General features: G+C 48.0%; 17 protein-coding genes. 1 reads left to right on the forward strand and 16 read right to left on the reverse strand.

Annotated elements, in window-relative coordinates:
• Window positions 1-306: 306 nt before the first annotated feature.
• The 6 genes from ACAN56_RS34830 to ACAN56_RS34855 form a co-directional block, all read right to left on the reverse strand.
• Complete coding sequence (locus tag ACAN56_RS34830) at window positions 307-762, reverse strand: GNAT family N-acetyltransferase (RefSeq protein WP_038591353.1); 456 nt, start codon at window positions 760-762, stop codon at window positions 307-309.
• Window positions 763-973: 211 nt separating this feature from the next.
• Window positions 974-1,786, reverse strand: coding sequence for a nucleotidyltransferase domain-containing protein (locus ACAN56_RS34835; RefSeq protein WP_379148632.1), 813 nt, complete (start codon window positions 1,784-1,786; stop codon window positions 974-976).
• A 479-nt stretch (window positions 1,787-2,265) separates the two neighbouring features.
• On the reverse strand, window positions 2,266-2,541 hold the full coding sequence (locus tag ACAN56_RS34840; RefSeq protein ID WP_038591348.1) for a hypothetical protein: 276 nt from the start codon (window positions 2,539-2,541) through the stop codon (window positions 2,266-2,268).
• Window positions 2,542-2,757: 216 nt separating this feature from the next.
• On the reverse strand, window positions 2,758-3,843 hold the full coding sequence (locus ACAN56_RS34845) for a hypothetical protein (protein ID WP_379148635.1): 1,086 nt from the start codon (window positions 3,841-3,843) through the stop codon (window positions 2,758-2,760).
• A 60-nt stretch (window positions 3,844-3,903) separates the two neighbouring features.
• On the reverse strand, window positions 3,904-5,274 hold the full coding sequence (locus ACAN56_RS34850; RefSeq protein ID WP_379148638.1) for a HAMP domain-containing sensor histidine kinase: 1,371 nt from the start codon (window positions 5,272-5,274) through the stop codon (window positions 3,904-3,906).
• A gap of 2 nt (window positions 5,275-5,276) precedes the next feature.
• Window positions 5,277-5,936, reverse strand: a complete 660-nt coding sequence (locus tag ACAN56_RS34855) for a response regulator transcription factor (protein WP_379148640.1) — start codon at window positions 5,934-5,936, stop codon at window positions 5,277-5,279.
• A gap of 503 nt (window positions 5,937-6,439) precedes the next feature.
• Between ACAN56_RS34855 and ACAN56_RS34860 the strand changes: the two genes are divergently transcribed.
• The gene (locus ACAN56_RS34860) at window positions 6,440-6,880 is read left to right on the forward strand and encodes a DUF4395 domain-containing protein (protein WP_081965813.1); all 441 of its coding nucleotides are present in this window, start codon (window positions 6,440-6,442) and stop codon (window positions 6,878-6,880) included.
• 138 nt (window positions 6,881-7,018) lie between these two features.
• Here the strand turns inward: ACAN56_RS34860 and ACAN56_RS34865 are convergent, their stop codons facing one another.
• From ACAN56_RS34865 to ACAN56_RS34910, 10 genes are all read right to left on the reverse strand, one after another.
• On the reverse strand, window positions 7,019-7,555 hold the full coding sequence (locus ACAN56_RS34865) for a hypothetical protein (RefSeq protein ID WP_379148643.1): 537 nt from the start codon (window positions 7,553-7,555) through the stop codon (window positions 7,019-7,021).
• A gap of 71 nt (window positions 7,556-7,626) precedes the next feature.
• Window positions 7,627-8,139, reverse strand: coding sequence for a GNAT family N-acetyltransferase (locus ACAN56_RS34870; protein WP_379148645.1), 513 nt, complete (start codon window positions 8,137-8,139; stop codon window positions 7,627-7,629).
• A gap of 49 nt (window positions 8,140-8,188) precedes the next feature.
• Window positions 8,189-8,446 carry a hypothetical protein gene (locus tag ACAN56_RS34875; RefSeq protein ID WP_052092058.1) on the reverse strand — a complete coding sequence of 86 codons (258 nt, stop codon included), beginning with the start codon at window positions 8,444-8,446 and terminating at the stop codon, window positions 8,189-8,191.
• Window positions 8,447-8,530: 84 nt separating this feature from the next.
• Entirely contained in the window at window positions 8,531-9,526 is a 996-nt protein-coding gene (locus ACAN56_RS34880; RefSeq protein ID WP_379148647.1) for an ROK family protein, read from the reverse strand.
• Between the two features lie 82 nt (window positions 9,527-9,608).
• Window positions 9,609-11,144, reverse strand: coding sequence for a MocR-like pyridoxine biosynthesis transcription factor PdxR (gene pdxR / locus ACAN56_RS34885; protein ID WP_379148649.1), 1,536 nt, complete (start codon window positions 11,142-11,144; stop codon window positions 9,609-9,611).
• Window positions 11,145-11,172: 28 nt separating this feature from the next.
• A complete protein-coding gene (locus ACAN56_RS34890) occupies window positions 11,173-11,487 on the reverse strand; it encodes an AzlD domain-containing protein (RefSeq protein WP_379148651.1) in 315 nt (104 codons plus the stop codon).
• On the reverse strand, window positions 11,484-12,227 hold the full coding sequence (locus tag ACAN56_RS34895; protein ID WP_379148653.1) for an AzlC family ABC transporter permease: 744 nt from the start codon (window positions 12,225-12,227) through the stop codon (window positions 11,484-11,486). The genes ACAN56_RS34890 and ACAN56_RS34895 overlap by 4 nt, the downstream gene beginning before the upstream one ends.
• Before the next feature lie 181 nt (window positions 12,228-12,408).
• Window positions 12,409-13,152 carry an ABC transporter permease gene (locus ACAN56_RS34900; protein WP_379148685.1) on the reverse strand — a complete coding sequence of 248 codons (744 nt, stop codon included), beginning with the start codon at window positions 13,150-13,152 and terminating at the stop codon, window positions 12,409-12,411.
• Window positions 13,153-13,201: 49 nt separating this feature from the next.
• Complete coding sequence (locus ACAN56_RS34905; RefSeq protein WP_341097659.1) at window positions 13,202-13,996, reverse strand: ABC transporter permease; 795 nt, start codon at window positions 13,994-13,996, stop codon at window positions 13,202-13,204.
• Window positions 13,997-14,066: 70 nt separating this feature from the next.
• Window positions 14,067-15,131, reverse strand: coding sequence for an ABC transporter ATP-binding protein (locus tag ACAN56_RS34910; RefSeq protein ID WP_379148656.1), 1,065 nt, complete (start codon window positions 15,129-15,131; stop codon window positions 14,067-14,069).
• Window positions 15,132-15,178 lie beyond the last annotated feature (47 nt).

The following is a 15,178-nucleotide window of genomic DNA, read 5'->3' on the forward strand; positions in this document are numbered from 1 at the left end:
TGATGAACGATCATGTGCGACACCCCCTTTTGTAGTATTTTCTTACAGTGTAGCACATATGTTCGCTGAATAGTTGAAAACCGCCGATTCATCTCCGCCTATAGAGGTCGGAATCTTTTCGGCTTTTGAAGAAAAAACTATTATAACATGCGACGCTGCGCGCTTAAATGCACACCGTGAACCATATTTTATAATACCAATTTGTTCCATACATCAATTATGGTTAAATTTCACTGATTCCCTTTCCATCAAAGTGTTATATGCCCTCATGTCTTTTTGAGTTATCGTTTCCCGATAGTTCAATGACTAAGTACTTAGTAAAAGTTTCATACCCTCATGACTAGCAACAAATCCAAGTCGTTCATAGAACCGATGGGCATCTTTACGTTTTTTATCAGTTGTCAGTTGAATTATCCCGCACCCCATTGCTCTAGCCTCATTAATAGCATAACGAAATAAGGACTCTCCAACTCCTGTGCCACGATAATCACTGTCAATACGAACACCTTCAATTTGACCGCGTGTCGTTCCTAATCTTGCAATCCCCGGAATAATTGTAAGCTGAAGACAACCAATAACTTCGTTGTTATCCAAAGCAACGATTATGGAATTACCAATCTGCTGTTCAATCTTTGCAAAAGCATCAATGTATGCTTTTGGCAGTGGGTGTTCAAAACGCTCACGGGTAGCCCCCAATTCATCATCCGCTAATAAACGGACAATTGCAGGAAGATGGTTTACATTTGCAGTTTTGAATTCCATAAGGACCTCCAATATTTCATTGTTAAAATACTATATTACAATGGTATACCTTCTTCAACAAGACTGCCCTTATCCCCCCCATTAGAAGCTATTACATCTATGTTTGCTTCTAAAGGGAGGTTTTAATCTACTAACCTGCGTGAGCTTGCGTTTCCTGTTAACGGAAAAGTTATTATTAACTGTCTTTCTATAGGACTGTAAAGATTCTACTTTAGTGAATAGTTGTTTCGAGAGCTCTGTCCAGATCATGTGATGCTTCTATAATGGCTGGCTCCAAATTACTCAGCCATTCGGAATACTCTAGACATGTTACCATGGATGGATCCTTCCTTAGCTTCTTGCATCGCTTCAAATTCTCTTTCCATCCGCTACTAAGATGTAAAAGCCCCCAATCTGCTGCTTGGCTTTTAGACAGGATGACACCTTCCTGCCACCAAGCTATAAATTTGGAAGCTAACAGGAGCCAGTCAACGGAATGCAGGCTATTTCCCTTGCCAAACTTCCGCATGCACTTGGCATATTCTTTAAAAAAGCTAATGAACTCTTCCCTCGAGTACGATGGCACATTGTCTAGATGGGACTTACCATACAACAAGATACTCTGCTCCTTGATCGTGTACAGGGTAAACAGGTCTAATTGATTTTCCGTCCAGACGGATTCACGCTTTGTTCCCCACCACAAGCCGCTGCCCTTTCCCCTACTCAGCATACCAATCGTAAGAAAGGCACCCTCAAGCATATCGGTGTAGAGATGGGGGATCTGTATATCGACGGATCTTCTAAGAAAGGATGATCTATATATGGATCTTTGTTTGTTTAAAAGTTCGATTTCATTTTGGCTAAGGTCCTCTCCGATTACGACGAGAAAATCCAAATCCCCGTATCCTGGAGATAAATCATTATGGATGGCCGAACCGTAAAGGTAAATGCTTCGCAACTTTCTATTAAGAATGGCTCGGATATCATCGACAAATATGGACAAGGTTCGCTCAAGTGTTTCGTCTTCAAATGATTGGATCAACATTAAGATCGCTCCATTTTGAATTTCTATTTTTAGTTTTTGCCAATACTATAATACCACCATATTGGATCCCTATCTTCTGTCCTATAGTTAGCAAAGGCTGCCGGATGGATCCGCGGCAGCCTGTTCTTGGAATTATGATGGTATAATTTCTACGTTAGTTCAACGATCAAATCATCAATGAGCCGATCGGTTACATCGCTGCTCGTAGTTCACTGAACTATCCCTCGGCTAGCTCAACCAGTCATCCCCATAGATACCTGTATTTCTACTTCAGCCATCTCTTTTAGTTTAACAGTAGCTAATCCTTTTATCTCAAAATTTGTAGCTATTCTTTCAAAATAAGACCAATCGTTATTTTCTTTAATTAACTGTATTTCCTTTATCAATTCTAAAAACGTGTCAAAGCCCTCTATATCTATGTATAACCGTGCTAATTTTTCAAATCCAGCTTCATCTGTCGTTTGAACTATAATTTCTAGTTAGAATAAAAATAGTAAGTGTTTGTTTTCTTTCATCTTCTTTATAAATTTAACGATTCCTCGAATAATAAATATTGATAAAATGATAATAATGACTGGAGCAATTTCTAAAATAAAAACAGGAAATAATGCTGATAATGAAACGAAAATCTCGTAAATAAAAAAATAATCAACTATTCCAACAACTACAAAAGACATTACAATCAATTGAAATTTCTGATAATAATAACTAAGCCTATAATAGGCTCTTCTTAAGTAATCAAAAGCAGCTTTCATACTTCACCTCAATTCAATTTATTTACAATATGCTACGATTATGTTTAAAAATGGTTTCATGTTTTACTTTAGTTCAATCTATATAAAACTCTATTTTCTTCTGACACCCGGAACGAATAATGCCCTTCCGGCTTCCTGCTGGGAAGCGAAAGGGCTGAAAAGTTTGTTTTCTTGTTATTTGGAACTTTGTACTCGTTTTTTTGAAACGTTTTCTGCTTAATCGGCCTTGTCGGCAGCCTCATAGATAAGGCAGCGCAGGGCCTGATTCGGATAGCGGAATTCCGCTGTATAGCTGCTTCCGTCTTCCAACAACAGTTTCACTGCCACCATCCCGCGTTTGTTGTTAACTTCGGTATCGGTCAAATAAGCTTTGACAATGTTTCTTGTTTCCCCCTGCTTGTCCGTAACGATCTGGGTGGCTTTTTGAATCCAGCTGGCATCCTTTTGAATGGCACTGGCGGCGGCTTTGTCGATGGGAGTTCTTTTCAGCGCCAAATTAATTGCTGTCGTATCTAGCACGACCCCGGTTTTCGCATCAATTATTACGTGATATTGCCAAAATTCCTTGCCTTGCCCCCGCAGGGTTTGCGACTTATAAGGAGACCAATGAACGCTCCAGGTTGGATGTTTGTCCAGTCTTAGTTCATCTAGAATAACTGTCGTTTGCAGCTTGGAAATATCGGCATCAAACAGCTTGCGCACACTTTCAGCCGCCAGCGCCTGCGCTTCAGCCTTGCTGAATTCCTGCGGCAGGGGGGGCGCAGTCACATTCCGTTTGGACAAGATGTAATTGAGCCGGTAGGACCAGTCAATCAGCTGCAGCAGCTCTTCATCGGTCAAACTCCGCTCCGGGTATGTGTACGTATTGGTCTCCAAATCCAGATACACTTCTGCTTGTCCCGGCTTTAACGGCAGCTGCTGTTTGGGGCGGAGCCCATCATACACATACTGGTCATCCAGAACCAGTCTGCGGTTCACTTCTGAATCGGTCATTTCCCGGCCTGAATTGCGGGGATCATTGTCCGGCTTGTCTATGAAGTCATAGATCTGCTGGATTTGCGCCTCAGTCATCTGCTTAAGCAGGTCTTCTTTCACAGTGGACACCGGCGCCGGTGCCTCCACTTTCAGCACAGGGACGGTGCTTCCGGTTAAAGCCAGCTGGGCACTACCCTGAATTTCCGGGCTGTTCTTGGCGACGACTGCGGAGTTCACAAAGCTGGGGACGAGAGTCGCGCTGACAGTGAGCACAGCTCCTGAAAATAGGATAACAGCTAACGTAGCAGACAGTTTGTTCTTGCTCAATTGTATTACCTCCATTGGGATCAAAGATGTTGAATCTGTCTATACCTTAATCCCAAGATGTTATGGAGTAGGAGGACAGTTGTTATGGAGTTGTAAAAAGATGCGGATGCTTGTCCCTTCACCAAGAACAGATTGCAGCTCAACTCTGGCTTGATGCGCCTCGGCTATTTGCCGGCACAAGGAGAGACCGAGACCGGCATTGCCATAGGTCCGTGAACGTGCAGGGTCCGCCCGATAGAACGGCTCGAAGGCACGCTTGCTCTGTTCCGCCGTCATCCCGCTTCCGCTGTCACGCACTTCCAGCACAGCCTCCCCGTTCTGATTATAGGCTAGCAAGCGGATCTGGCAGCCTGGCTTTGAAGCATGAATGGCATTTTCGATTAAATTCACCAGAAAGGATGCCAGCAGATCGGCATCTCCCCACACGGTGGGGATGGAGCTGTCAATCTGCAACAGTATTCCGTTCTCAGTTAATTTTTGCTGTTCCGTCTGCACTACCGCCTCGAACAGTCCAGAAACATCCACCTCTGACTGCACCAGAGGCTGGTGCCGGAGGACGGACAAATCGAGCAGCTTAAAGGCAAGATTCTTCAGCCTGATCGTTTCACTCCAAATATAGCGGCCAGCCTTTATCTGTTCTTCCTGGCCAATGTTCGCCGAAGTGAGAAATTCAGCGAAACCTTGCATACTGGTCAGCGGTGTACGCAGTTCATGGGCAAGATTATCGACCATCCGCTGTTTATCCTCGGCCATGTCGGAGAGATCGGTCATCCGCTGCTCCACCACCGAAGCCATCCGGTTGAAATTGAGTGCCAGCTCTCCGAACTCGTCCTTACTGTGCAGCTCCACACGGTTCGAATAATTGCCCTCAGCGATTGTCTTGGTCGTCTCCGACAGCTGCTTGAGCGGCTTGGTCAGTTGGCGGATGAGGAGATAGAGCAGCAGCGCCAGCACCGGACCTACAATCCAGTTAATCATTACAAAGAAGTGGTTCAGCTCCTGCTGCTGGGCATACAGCCCGCTGATATCGCGCTTATAGGCCAGCTCCATATGCTGGTAAGGAGCAGGAAGCGGCATGGATAACCGGATGGTATGTTCATCCTGCATACCGTCCTTTCCGCCCGTATTCGGGTAGATTAGCCGACCGTTCTCCCGCAGCTCCAAGCCAATTCCTTGTGTGCGGTAGTGTTCACCATATGACTCAGCCACACTGAGCAGCAAGACAGGGGTGAGGGTGATGCCCCGTGCCAGGATAGAATCAAGATTCTCGTATATATTATTGGCAATCAGCAGCTGCTCGCTGGCCGCCCGCTTAGTCTCGCTGTCCATGTTCAGCTGCCAGCTTTTTTTCATCACCATAATTACACTTACATCGAGGGCTGCAATGAAGAGCACGAGGACGGAGAGGAGAATCTTATGCCAGAACCGCATGGCTAGACCTGAACTTCCAGGCGGTAGCCCAGCTTGAATACGGTTTTGATTCGTTCTTCCCAGCCCAGTTTTTTGCGCAGCTGACGGATATGGACATCCACGGTGCGGGTGTCGCCGGCAAAATCATAGCCCCAGGCCAATTCAAGCAGCTTTTCCCTCGAGAGGGCTATATTCCGGTTGCGGATCAACACTTCGAGCAGCTCAAATTCCCGGGTGGTCAAATCCACCGGCAACTGGTCTACCCGGACCTGACGTTCCGGAAACCGGACCTCCACCTCATCGCAAATAAAAGCAGAGGCAGTTTGTTCGCTCCTGCGCAGCACGACATTGATACGGGCCAGCAGCTCAAGGATTTCAAAGGGTTTTATAATATAATCATCCGCACCTAACTCGAACCCTTTGATGCGGTCTGCCAATGCATTTTTGGCCGTAATCAGAATTACCGGAATCCGCAAGTGGGCAATCTGCTGCATCACTTCAAACCCGTCCATACCGGGAAGCATCACATCAAGCAGAATAAGATCCGTTCGCTCCTGTTCTAGAATTCCAGAAACCTCTGAACCGGTATAAGCTTTGGAATACGTGTGTCCGACCAGCTTAAGGTTCATGGTAATCAAATCGCTGATCGGCTGTTCATCTTCAACCACTAGTATATGGGCCATCCACTGAATATCCTCCTGATTCCTATAGTAGCGAAAATTTCTGTTCACATAGACTTCATCAGCTAGCATCAGCTTACAAATTTAGCGCGTATTCTTTACAATCCGGACCGTCACGTATCGGTAAAGCCTCGGTCGTCCAGCACAACATAGATCATATTCAGCCCTTCTTTCTTGTGTTGTTAACTATTTACACTTTAACATACCAGATTTCAGAATTCTTCATGACTCTTTCGGTTTGGCGCTGAAAGTCACTTTTTTAAGTCTCTTTTTTTGGAAGAAGGAAACTTGCAGACAAAAAACAGCTTAACTTTCAAGGCTGAAGGAGTCAAAGAATAATTCATTTGAGTTAAACTGTTGAAGCGACTGAGCCATGTGGACTAAGGACATTACCTACACGAACGTAAAGGATGGAAATTTTGAGATTAAATAAGTCTTTTCTGATTGCTAGTGGCAGAGGGATCCGCTATAATTTAATTAATTCCAATGCGAAAGGTGTGAATTAGATGGGTAAAGATATCAAATCCAAAGGAATCCCCAGACCATTGGTCAAAACCAACCAGGCAGTTATCGTGATCTCCGTATTATTAACCTGGCTTACAGGACAACATTGGATACTTGCGATTCCCCTAGCCGCCGGCTTGTCCGGTCTACTGTTCGGATACAATCCCGTGATGAAGGTTGGGGTAAATTTCCTCAAGAAAGAACACTCTGCTTATGTGCACGAAGATTGGGAGCAGCAGCAATTTAACCAAAGCATAGCCGTCTTCTGTCTTGCCGCTGGTCTGATCAGCTTTCTGGCAGGCTGGAATATTGCCGCATATATCTTCACCGCATTGGTAGCGGTCGCAGCAACTGTCGCTATTCTCGGATTCTGCGTTGGCTGCTTTATCCATTACCAGTGGAGAATGTACAACTACAAACGCAAACAGGGAAGCACTCAATAACGCTGTATAGCGTGTAATGACAGCAGCCGCAGCGGCGGACATTGTTACCGGCAACAACAAAACAAGCAGCAATGAGACCTGGGTCTTCACTGCTGCTTGAGACTGGCATTGAATGTGCTGGCCAACTCCTGCCACAGGTTATTTCCTCTCTTCGTCGCCCGCAACATCCCAGCGATGGCGGAATTTCTCAAGCCTTGGATGAATAGTAGATGGAGTTTCGCTCAGAATAAGCCGAAGCTTCACGATCCACTCCTCAAAGGAGGAATAAGAAGCAAACAAATTAGCCATCTCTGGTGTCAGATACAGGAAATACGGCGAAGGATACACCTCACTAATATGACGGAGCGCAGAATCGAGCGGCGTATATTTCTTCCGCTTTCCCTCCAGAGTTTCCACAGTGATAAATGAAAGTCCCTGTTCTCTTCTCCACTCATGCAAACGGTCTTCCCGCTTATAATACGCCTGTACAGGCTCCTTCGTCATCCGCCTTACCGTTTCTTCATGCAACGGATACAGCACCAGCTTGGTGAATTTGCGTACCGTAGCCGTCCGCGCTGCCTCAGCCAGCTCCTGATCACTTATGTGCTCAAAGGAATCATAGAAAACTAGCGTTCCTTTGCGTTCGCTGGCCGGTGGCTCATAGCCATAGGGTACATGCTGGATCTCTCGTTTCATTTTCGCCCTCCTGCTTGTTCTGTCCGCTCTATATAGCATAGCATGCGCTATTTTTATCGGAATTAAATGTTTTATGCTTTGGTTTTGATTAAAAATAGCGTCAGATCATCATCCACACAAATTTGGCTTCCTGGAACTACGGGCATATCGTTATACATTATCCCTCTGCCATCGGGGACAAAGCCGCGCTTGATGTACATTCTTTGTGCAGTGCCATAGTCAGCATACAACCCGAAGCCTATACCTATCGTATCCGACTGCATAAATGCCTCTTTTTCCAGCGCCTCGATAAGCAGACTCCCTATGCCCAGCTTGCGGAGCGGGGGGATAATGTCAAAGTTCTGGATTTCAGGGATTCCGTGCTCTTTAAAGTAGGGGTACTGCGGGTGAAGCACCACATGGCCCCAGCCTGCAAGCTTACTCTCAAGGGACACCAGGAGCGTCACTCTTTCTTTACTACGGTTTTCTTCCCAGCAGCTTTTGATATACTCTAGTGGTTTACTGATATCATGACCCGATAAGCCTTCATAGATCATCTCTATGTCTTCTTGGGTCATAGGACGGATCTGTACAGGTAAACTCATGGCATGTCTTCCTCCATTCAAGCAGAATGCTGCTTTTTTTCAGTGTTTGCTATTCACTCAGCACTTTAATTTCCATCGCCAAAAAAACAGGGGTCAGCGGATAAAAATAAGTGAGTTCAATTTCATCTCCTGCTTTTAACGACTCAGGACCGATCCATTCACTCTGCTGTCCATTAATCTGTTTATAGATATGAGTATCGGGAACAGACGTATAGACAGACGAGATAGGCTGTTCCGTTGGATCTTCACTTTCCGGCAGTGCTTGGGCAAACTTAACAGGCTCCTCAAACCGGATTACATAGTCCATTTCTGGAGCGGCAAGCGGCTGTTCGATATCATTTTCGATTTTATCAATACTCTTGATTGCCTGATGTCTACGGTAATCACTAGATTACACTTTTTTCCCTTCATCTCCCAGCTTAACACAATCCTTCTTATACGCGTAGTATGCAGCCCCCAGCGTTCCGGCCCTGCTGCCAAGCTGAGCCTGAACAATCCTGCATTTGCCGCCCGCCAGTTTCAGTGCATGCGCATTTACCGTTTCCCGGACACTGCGCAGCAGCCTGTCCCCTGCCGCCGCCATTCCCCCGCCGATAATAACCACGTCCGGGTTCAGCAGATTAATGACATTGGCCAGTCCAAACCCAAGCAAAACCCCTGTCTCATGCATCACCTCGACAGCCAGGCTGTCCTCAAGATCATACGCCTCAGAGATCATCAAAGCGGTTATGCCATCATTATTACCGGTTGTCCAAGTCTGAATGATGCTGGTCCTGCCTTCACCCAGCTTTTCCTTAAAAGTGTTGACCATGCCTACAGCAGACACGTACCTCCCAAGACAGCCGGAGCTTCCGCAGCGGCAAGGGCGGCCGTTCCTGTACATGTTCATATGCCCGATTTCCCCGGCACTGAAAGTAGTACCGTAAAGCACCCTGTCCTGAGTGATGATTCCTGAACCTAGTCCCGTTCCTAGCGTAAGCAGCACCTGATTTCTATACCCTCTGCCTGCGCCAAACTGCCATTCACCGTACATATTGACTCGCACATCGTTATCAATAAATACAGGAAAGCTGTAGAACTTTTTCATTTCATTTACGATATGTATGTTTTCCCAATCCGGAAAATTAGGAGAGAAGATGGACAGTCCCTCTTCCGGATCAAGCAAACCGGGGATGCCCAGTCCCATGCATTGGATCTGCTCCAAAGCAACTCCATGCTCCTCCGTCAGCAGCTGAACCGCATTTCGGATTCGTTCGAGCACAAATGCCGGTCCTTTCGCGGCTTCAGTAGCCGTTGACAATTCCCCGATTGCTGTAAAACCGGTATCAAACAGCCCTGCTTTGATATTCGTTCCACCCAAATCTACCCCAAGGATATATGATTTCATCCAGTACCTCCTCATTTCCGCCAATTTCATTTTTATGTTAGTGATGATCTTTCAACTTTTTCAAAACCCTATTAGTGCCATATTAATTCAAGCTCATTGTCTTCGCATCGGCTTCCGCCCTGCGGATCGCCTGTACCCCGCTCTCCAGCTGGCTTTCCGTAAGATTGGAGTAACCCAGCAGAAATACGGGCTTCTGCGGCTTGGAGCCCACGAAGTAAGAAGAGGCTGGATAGATACGTACGCCATACCGAAGCGCAGCTGCCGCTATATCATTTTCATTTGCGGGTGAATCCAGCTCAACCAGCACATGCAGGCCTGCCTCTTCACCAAACGTACGCACCCGCGGGCCAAACTCCTTTCGCAGACTGTGAAGCAGACAACTTCTGCGCCCGGCGTAGAGCTTATTCATTCGGGCAACATGACGGGCATATTGTCCAGACTTCAAAAATTCAGCCAGCGCTTCCTGATCCAGAGCAGGAGACATCCGGTCGGCAAGCCATTTGACCGCCAGAAATCCCGGGATCATGGATGGGGGCAGGATAATATAACCTATGCGGAGCGCCGGAAAAAGGATTTTGCTGAAGCTGCCGATGTAGGCCACCCTGCTGCTGGAATCCAGACCGGCAAGTGCTGACAGCTTCGGACCATCGTATCTGTATTCGCTGTCGTAATCATCTTCAATAATTAATGCGTCATGCGACTTTGCCCATTTCAGAAGCTGAATCCTACGGCTTAATGACATCGTTGTCCCGAGCGGGAACTGATGGGATGGCGTGACATAAATCAGCTTTGGAACCTTGCCCTGCCCTGTTTCAGCCGCTTGAAGAACACGTTTGTCGAAGTCTTCAACGGTTATGCCTTCCTCATCCACCGTTACCGGTATAATCTCAGCGCCGGAGAACCTGAATATTTCACGTACTGTATGATGGGTGGGATCTTCCATAATCACACCGTCGCCTTTGCTCAAACATAACCTCGCCAAAATATCCAAGGCCTGCGTTGCCCCCGATGTAATCACAATTTGCTCCGCAGTCACGGGAATGGAACGTGTTGAACGCAGCAGCCGGGCAATTTCCTGGCGCAAGGAAATTGAGCCTTCCGCAGGTCCATAACCCAGTGTCTGAGGCGTGGCGCTGCGGCAGGCGTTCATTAGCGCTTTCTGCCAGCTGTCCATGGGAAAGACATCCCAGGCAGGCACACCATGGCGGAAATCACAAAACACAGCACTAGGGATTGCATTATCCATGATTGGATCAGGAGTAAGCAAAGAGAGATCCAGTTCTTTCTTCAAGTGAAGTTGCCGGTCCTCCTGCGCGGTCATTTCCATGTCACTGTCAGGGCCATCGCCTGATAGCCCGTACTCTGGCCACAGACCCGTAACGAACGTTCCCGCACCTTTGCGCATTTCCAGATAGCCTTCTGCTTGAAGCAGCTCATATGCCTGCAGAACCACGCTTCGCGAGAGGGATAACTGCTTGGCCAGCATTCTCGTTGGCGGCAACGGATCGCCTCCACTTAAAGCTCCAGAATGGATAGCTGTCCGAATCTGCTCATAGATCTGCCGGTTTAAAGGCACTGCCCTCTCTCTGTCAAGCGTGATTAGCAGTTCATGCTTCATCGGGCACCTCTCCACATTTCATCATATATCAGAAATTTAATGATATCACCTTTACTATAACTGCCGCTGTTACCGCACCCAGAACAACAAGCAGCAGCGGTATTTTACGGACTAAGACCAGTATAACAGCAGCAGCGCCGGAAGCGATACCGATCAGCGGAGCTTGGGGATCTACCTGAAAGATCCCCGGTACCGTTAAGGCACTCAGTACAGCCAGCGGCAAATGATCCAGCATCATCTTGATTTTACCGGTTTTCGGAAGGAAATCACGGGTAAGCAGCAGCGGCGCGAATCGCAGCAAAAAGGTGATCAGCGCCATGCCAACGATCACTGCAATGTTCATGCGGCCTCCTCCACAGCCCTGTTAACCCGAACTGGAATGAGAAGGCCGGCAGTCATTCCTGCCAGCATGGCGGCAAGCACAGCGGAACTCCCGAGGTAAGGTTGAAGAACCCAGGAGAACAACGCCGAGCATAGGCAAATTACCAGATTGCGCCTGCTGCCCCGCAGCTGAGGAACAATTAATGCAATCAATAAAGCATATAGCGAGGTGTTCAGCGCGGGTAAAAAAGCGGCCGGGATATAGGCTGCAAGAGATATACCAGCCGCTGTGGACACAAGATTGACAGCATAAGGAGGGATTTGCAGGCCAAGAAGATAATGCAGCGGCAACTCCGGTATTTTCCCGTCCGCTGCTTCCTGCCCTAAACTCTGCTTATGGCTTAGCATACTTACCGCATAGACCTCTTCTGTTAAACTGAAGCCGATCCACGCCTTCACCGCAGTACTGAGGTTTCGTCTGACCGACCCTGAAAAGGACAAACTGATCATCAGGTATCTTAAATTAATAACCAAGGTCAGCAGCAATATAAGAGGCGCCGCCGTCCCTGCCGCAAGCAGCTTGACGCCAGCAAATTGGCTTGTGCCCGCATACATCAATGCTGACATCAGAAAAACCTCCAGACTTCCAAGTCCAAGTCCCTTGCCAACCAGCCCAAAAGTAAAACAGGCAGGAATAAAACCGGCGACAATCGGTAAAGAGTCCAAACACCCTTTTTTAAACTCGGCTCCTAAGACCCCCATGTTCGATCACTCCCTTAGCACATTTAAACCATACAGTCAGCTTACCTGTTCGGTCTGTACCGGGAAATAACCACTTTGCACTCTATCCGCCATACCAATTCTACAGAGACAGAAAAAAGGCAGACAGGGTGTCTTTCTCCTGTCTGCCTTGCTGATACTATTTTATAGCTGATAAGCTGCTTTAGGAGCCTGCTCCCTTATACCGTTTAACCCCGTAGTTCCAAGAAACAAGGCCAAGGCAAAGGAATACCGCACCGACTACAGGAGTCAGCAGCGCCATTCCTCGCATCTCATCCCGTTCCAGAAACAGCGCCGCCGGGTAAATACCGACGAAGGCAAACGGAATAACCCAGGTGAGCAGTACCTGAATAGCCCGGTTGTAGATCGTGACCGGATAACGGCCATAGCTCTGAATATTGTACATCAGCGGCAAAATGCCGGTCGGGGCATCGGAGTAGAATGACAATGAAGTCAGCGTGGTGTAAATCCCCGCATAGATGGCTACCGCACTGAGCGTAAGAAGGATCAGTGCCGGTATCGTCCACCACTCGAACGGCAGTCCGAGGTTCGCGCCGCTGATTGCCATAATAATCAGTCCAATGATCGAACCAAACAGGGCTGGCGGGTCTACATTTTCCAGAAAGATCTGAAAAAGGTTATGCGCAGGCCGGGTCAGAATCCGGTCCATTTCGCCTTTGACAATATAGCGCTCACTGAAGCCCCACATGTTCACAAAGCAGCTGAAGACGCCGTACGGGACCATAAAGAAGCCGTATACGAACACCACTTCATTTTGATTCCAGCCGCCCAGGCTGTCGGTATGCATAAAGATCACAAGGATAAAAATAAAATTAGTCGCTTGAAACAGCAGATCCGAAATGACCTCCACCCAGAAATCGGCGCGGTAGGTCAGCCGGGTCTTCATATAATTTTTCAAATATTCAATTAACAATCCCAGATAATACAAACCTTCCTCACCCTCCCTGCACGAACAGCCGCTGACGCGCCGCGTGGTATAGCCAGACAATTGGAATCAGCAGCACCAGGAACCAGAACACCTGGACACCGAGCACATTCCATATGCCCACACCCTGTACCCGGCCCGTAAACACGGAGCCCGGAAGGTAGGTGATGGCTTGAAAGGGCAAAACCTTCAGCACACCGGACAGCCAGTCCGGGAACAAGCTGATCGGGATAATCAGGCCGGAGAACAGGTCTACAATGACCCGCTTCATGCGCATCATACCTTCATTGTTCTCCACGAAGAAGGCGGACAGCCCTGTGATAACGTTAATCTGTGAACTGATCAAGAAGCTGAAGAAGAGCATGACCAGAAATCCGGCCCAGGCCGAAGGCTCTGTCGGCAATTGCACCGGAAATAACAGAATGGCGATGACCATCCCCGGAATCATCAGCATCATGAAGCGGAATAACCCTTCGCCGAGTCCCTGCATCATTTTGACCAATACGTAGTTATAAGGACGAATGAACTGGATGGCGATGCTGCCGTCACGGATATCCGTGGAGATCTCCCGGTCTAGGTTGTTGAAATAAAAGGCGCGCGCCATCCACGAGACGGCCACATAGGTGGTCATCTGCGCTCCTGTAAACCCGCCAAGCGACTCCCCGTTCCCATAAATGGCCTTCCAGGTGAAATAGTTCACCCCGATATTAAGCGTATAGATTAGAATCCCTGAATAATAGTTCACACGGTAAGCGAGCATAGTCAGAAAGCGGATGCGGATAAAATCAAAATAAGCGCCCAGCAAAAGTCTGCGTCCATTTTCCGGCTGTCCTCCAGAGGAAGAGGCGCCACCCGCGGAGCTGGAAACAGCGGCGTTAAGCTTGTCCGACATGTATGACCTCTTTCTCTTCCTGCAAAGCCGCGATCATCTCTTCCGGTTTCTCCGCCGATCCGGATTGATAAATGCTGCGGACAATATCGTCCGTGTTGGTTTCGATAATCTTGATGTCTGTTATATCCGCCTGGCCTACCACGCGTCCCAGCACATCCGATACATTCAGCTCCAGCGGAATCCAGACTTTGGCGGCGAGGTCGTTCTCGGCCGTCCAGGTCACCGGCATACCTTCCGTCCATTGCATAATCCGGTTGAGCTTCGTAGCTGTGCCGAATTGGAATACCACCTCACGCCCGGTTCCCCAGCGCTGTTTCAAGTCCTCCAGACCGCCGTCATAAATAATCCGCCCATCATCGAGCATAATGACCCGTGAACAGAGCGCTTCAATGTCCTGCAGATCATGAGTAGTCAGCAGAATGGTTGTGCCATGCTCACGGTTCATGTCCTTCAGAAACTCGCGGATCTCCGATTTCACGACAATGTCGAGACCAATGGTCGGTTCATCCAGGAACAGGATCGAGGGGTTATGGAGCAGTGCGGCCACAAGCTCGCAGCGCATCCGCTGGCCGAGACTAAGCTTGCGGACCGGCCGGTTCAGCAGATCCTGCAGCTCCAGTCGCTCCACTAGCTCATCGAGCCGCTTTTTGAAATCCTGTTCGGAGACCCGGTATACCTTGCGCAGCAGCTGAAAAGACTCGATCACGCCGATATCCCACCACAGCTGGCTGCGCTGCCCGAAGACTACCCCGATGTTCTGCACAAATTTCTCACGTTCGGCATACGGCACAAACCCTCCTACAGTCAGGCTGCCAGCGGTCGGAACGAGGATGCCGGTGAGCATTTTAATCGTGGTCGATTTGCCTGCACCGTTTTCGCCGATATATCCGCAAATTTCACCTTGAGGAATCGTGAACGAAATGTCCTTCACTGCCGTCACTTCGGAGTATTCCCTCTTAAACAAATCAGCGAAGGCCCCTTTGAGGCCCTCGCGGTTCTTTTGGACTTTAAACGTTTTGCGTAAGTCCTGCACTTGAATGGCGTTCATATTGTACCTCGCTAAGCTAAAGATTGGGTTCAGTACCCCATTATAAT

The organism is Paenibacillus paludis, from assembly GCF_042610515.1.
In the GTDB taxonomy this organism is placed as follows: domain Bacteria; phylum Bacillota; class Bacilli; order Paenibacillales; family Paenibacillaceae; genus Paenibacillus_AQ.

Excerpts from the sequence above, each read along its gene's own strand:
- ACAN56_RS34830 (WP_038591353.1), bottom strand. The coding sequence starts at position 762 with ATGGAATTCAAAACTGCAAATGTAAACCATCTTCCTGCAATTGTCCGT.
- ACAN56_RS34835 (WP_379148632.1), bottom strand. The coding sequence starts at position 1,786 with ATGTTGATCCAATCATTTGAAGACGAAACACTTGAGCGAACCTTGTCC.
- ACAN56_RS34840 (WP_038591348.1), bottom strand. The coding sequence starts at position 2,541 with ATGAAAGCTGCTTTTGATTACTTAAGAAGAGCCTATTATAGGCTTAGT.
- ACAN56_RS34850 (WP_379148638.1), bottom strand. The coding sequence starts at position 5,274 with ATGCGGTTCTGGCATAAGATTCTCCTCTCCGTCCTCGTGCTCTTCATT.
- ACAN56_RS34855 (WP_379148640.1), bottom strand. The coding sequence starts at position 5,936 with ATGGCCCATATACTAGTGGTTGAAGATGAACAGCCGATCAGCGATTTG.
- ACAN56_RS34860 (WP_081965813.1), top strand. The coding sequence starts at position 6,440 with ATGGGTAAAGATATCAAATCCAAAGGAATCCCCAGACCATTGGTCAAA.
- ACAN56_RS34865 (WP_379148643.1), bottom strand. The coding sequence starts at position 7,555 with ATGAAACGAGAGATCCAGCATGTACCCTATGGCTATGAGCCACCGGCC.
- ACAN56_RS34870 (WP_379148645.1), bottom strand. The coding sequence starts at position 8,139 with ATGAGTTTACCTGTACAGATCCGTCCTATGACCCAAGAAGACATAGAG.
- ACAN56_RS34875 (WP_052092058.1), bottom strand. The coding sequence starts at position 8,446 with ATGGACTATGTAATCCGGTTTGAGGAGCCTGTTAAGTTTGCCCAAGCA.
- ACAN56_RS34880 (WP_379148647.1), bottom strand. The coding sequence starts at position 9,526 with ATGAAATCATATATCCTTGGGGTAGATTTGGGTGGAACGAATATCAAA.
- pdxR (WP_379148649.1), bottom strand. The coding sequence starts at position 11,144 with ATGAAGCATGAACTGCTAATCACGCTTGACAGAGAGAGGGCAGTGCCT.
- ACAN56_RS34890 (WP_379148651.1), bottom strand. The coding sequence starts at position 11,487 with ATGAACATTGCAGTGATCGTTGGCATGGCGCTGATCACCTTTTTGCTG.
- ACAN56_RS34895 (WP_379148653.1), bottom strand. The coding sequence starts at position 12,227 with ATGGGGGTCTTAGGAGCCGAGTTTAAAAAAGGGTGTTTGGACTCTTTA.
- ACAN56_RS34900 (WP_379148685.1), bottom strand. The coding sequence starts at position 13,152 with ATGAAGACCCGGCTGACCTACCGCGCCGATTTCTGGGTGGAGGTCATT.
- ACAN56_RS34910 (WP_379148656.1), bottom strand. The coding sequence starts at position 15,131 with ATGAACGCCATTCAAGTGCAGGACTTACGCAAAACGTTTAAAGTCCAA.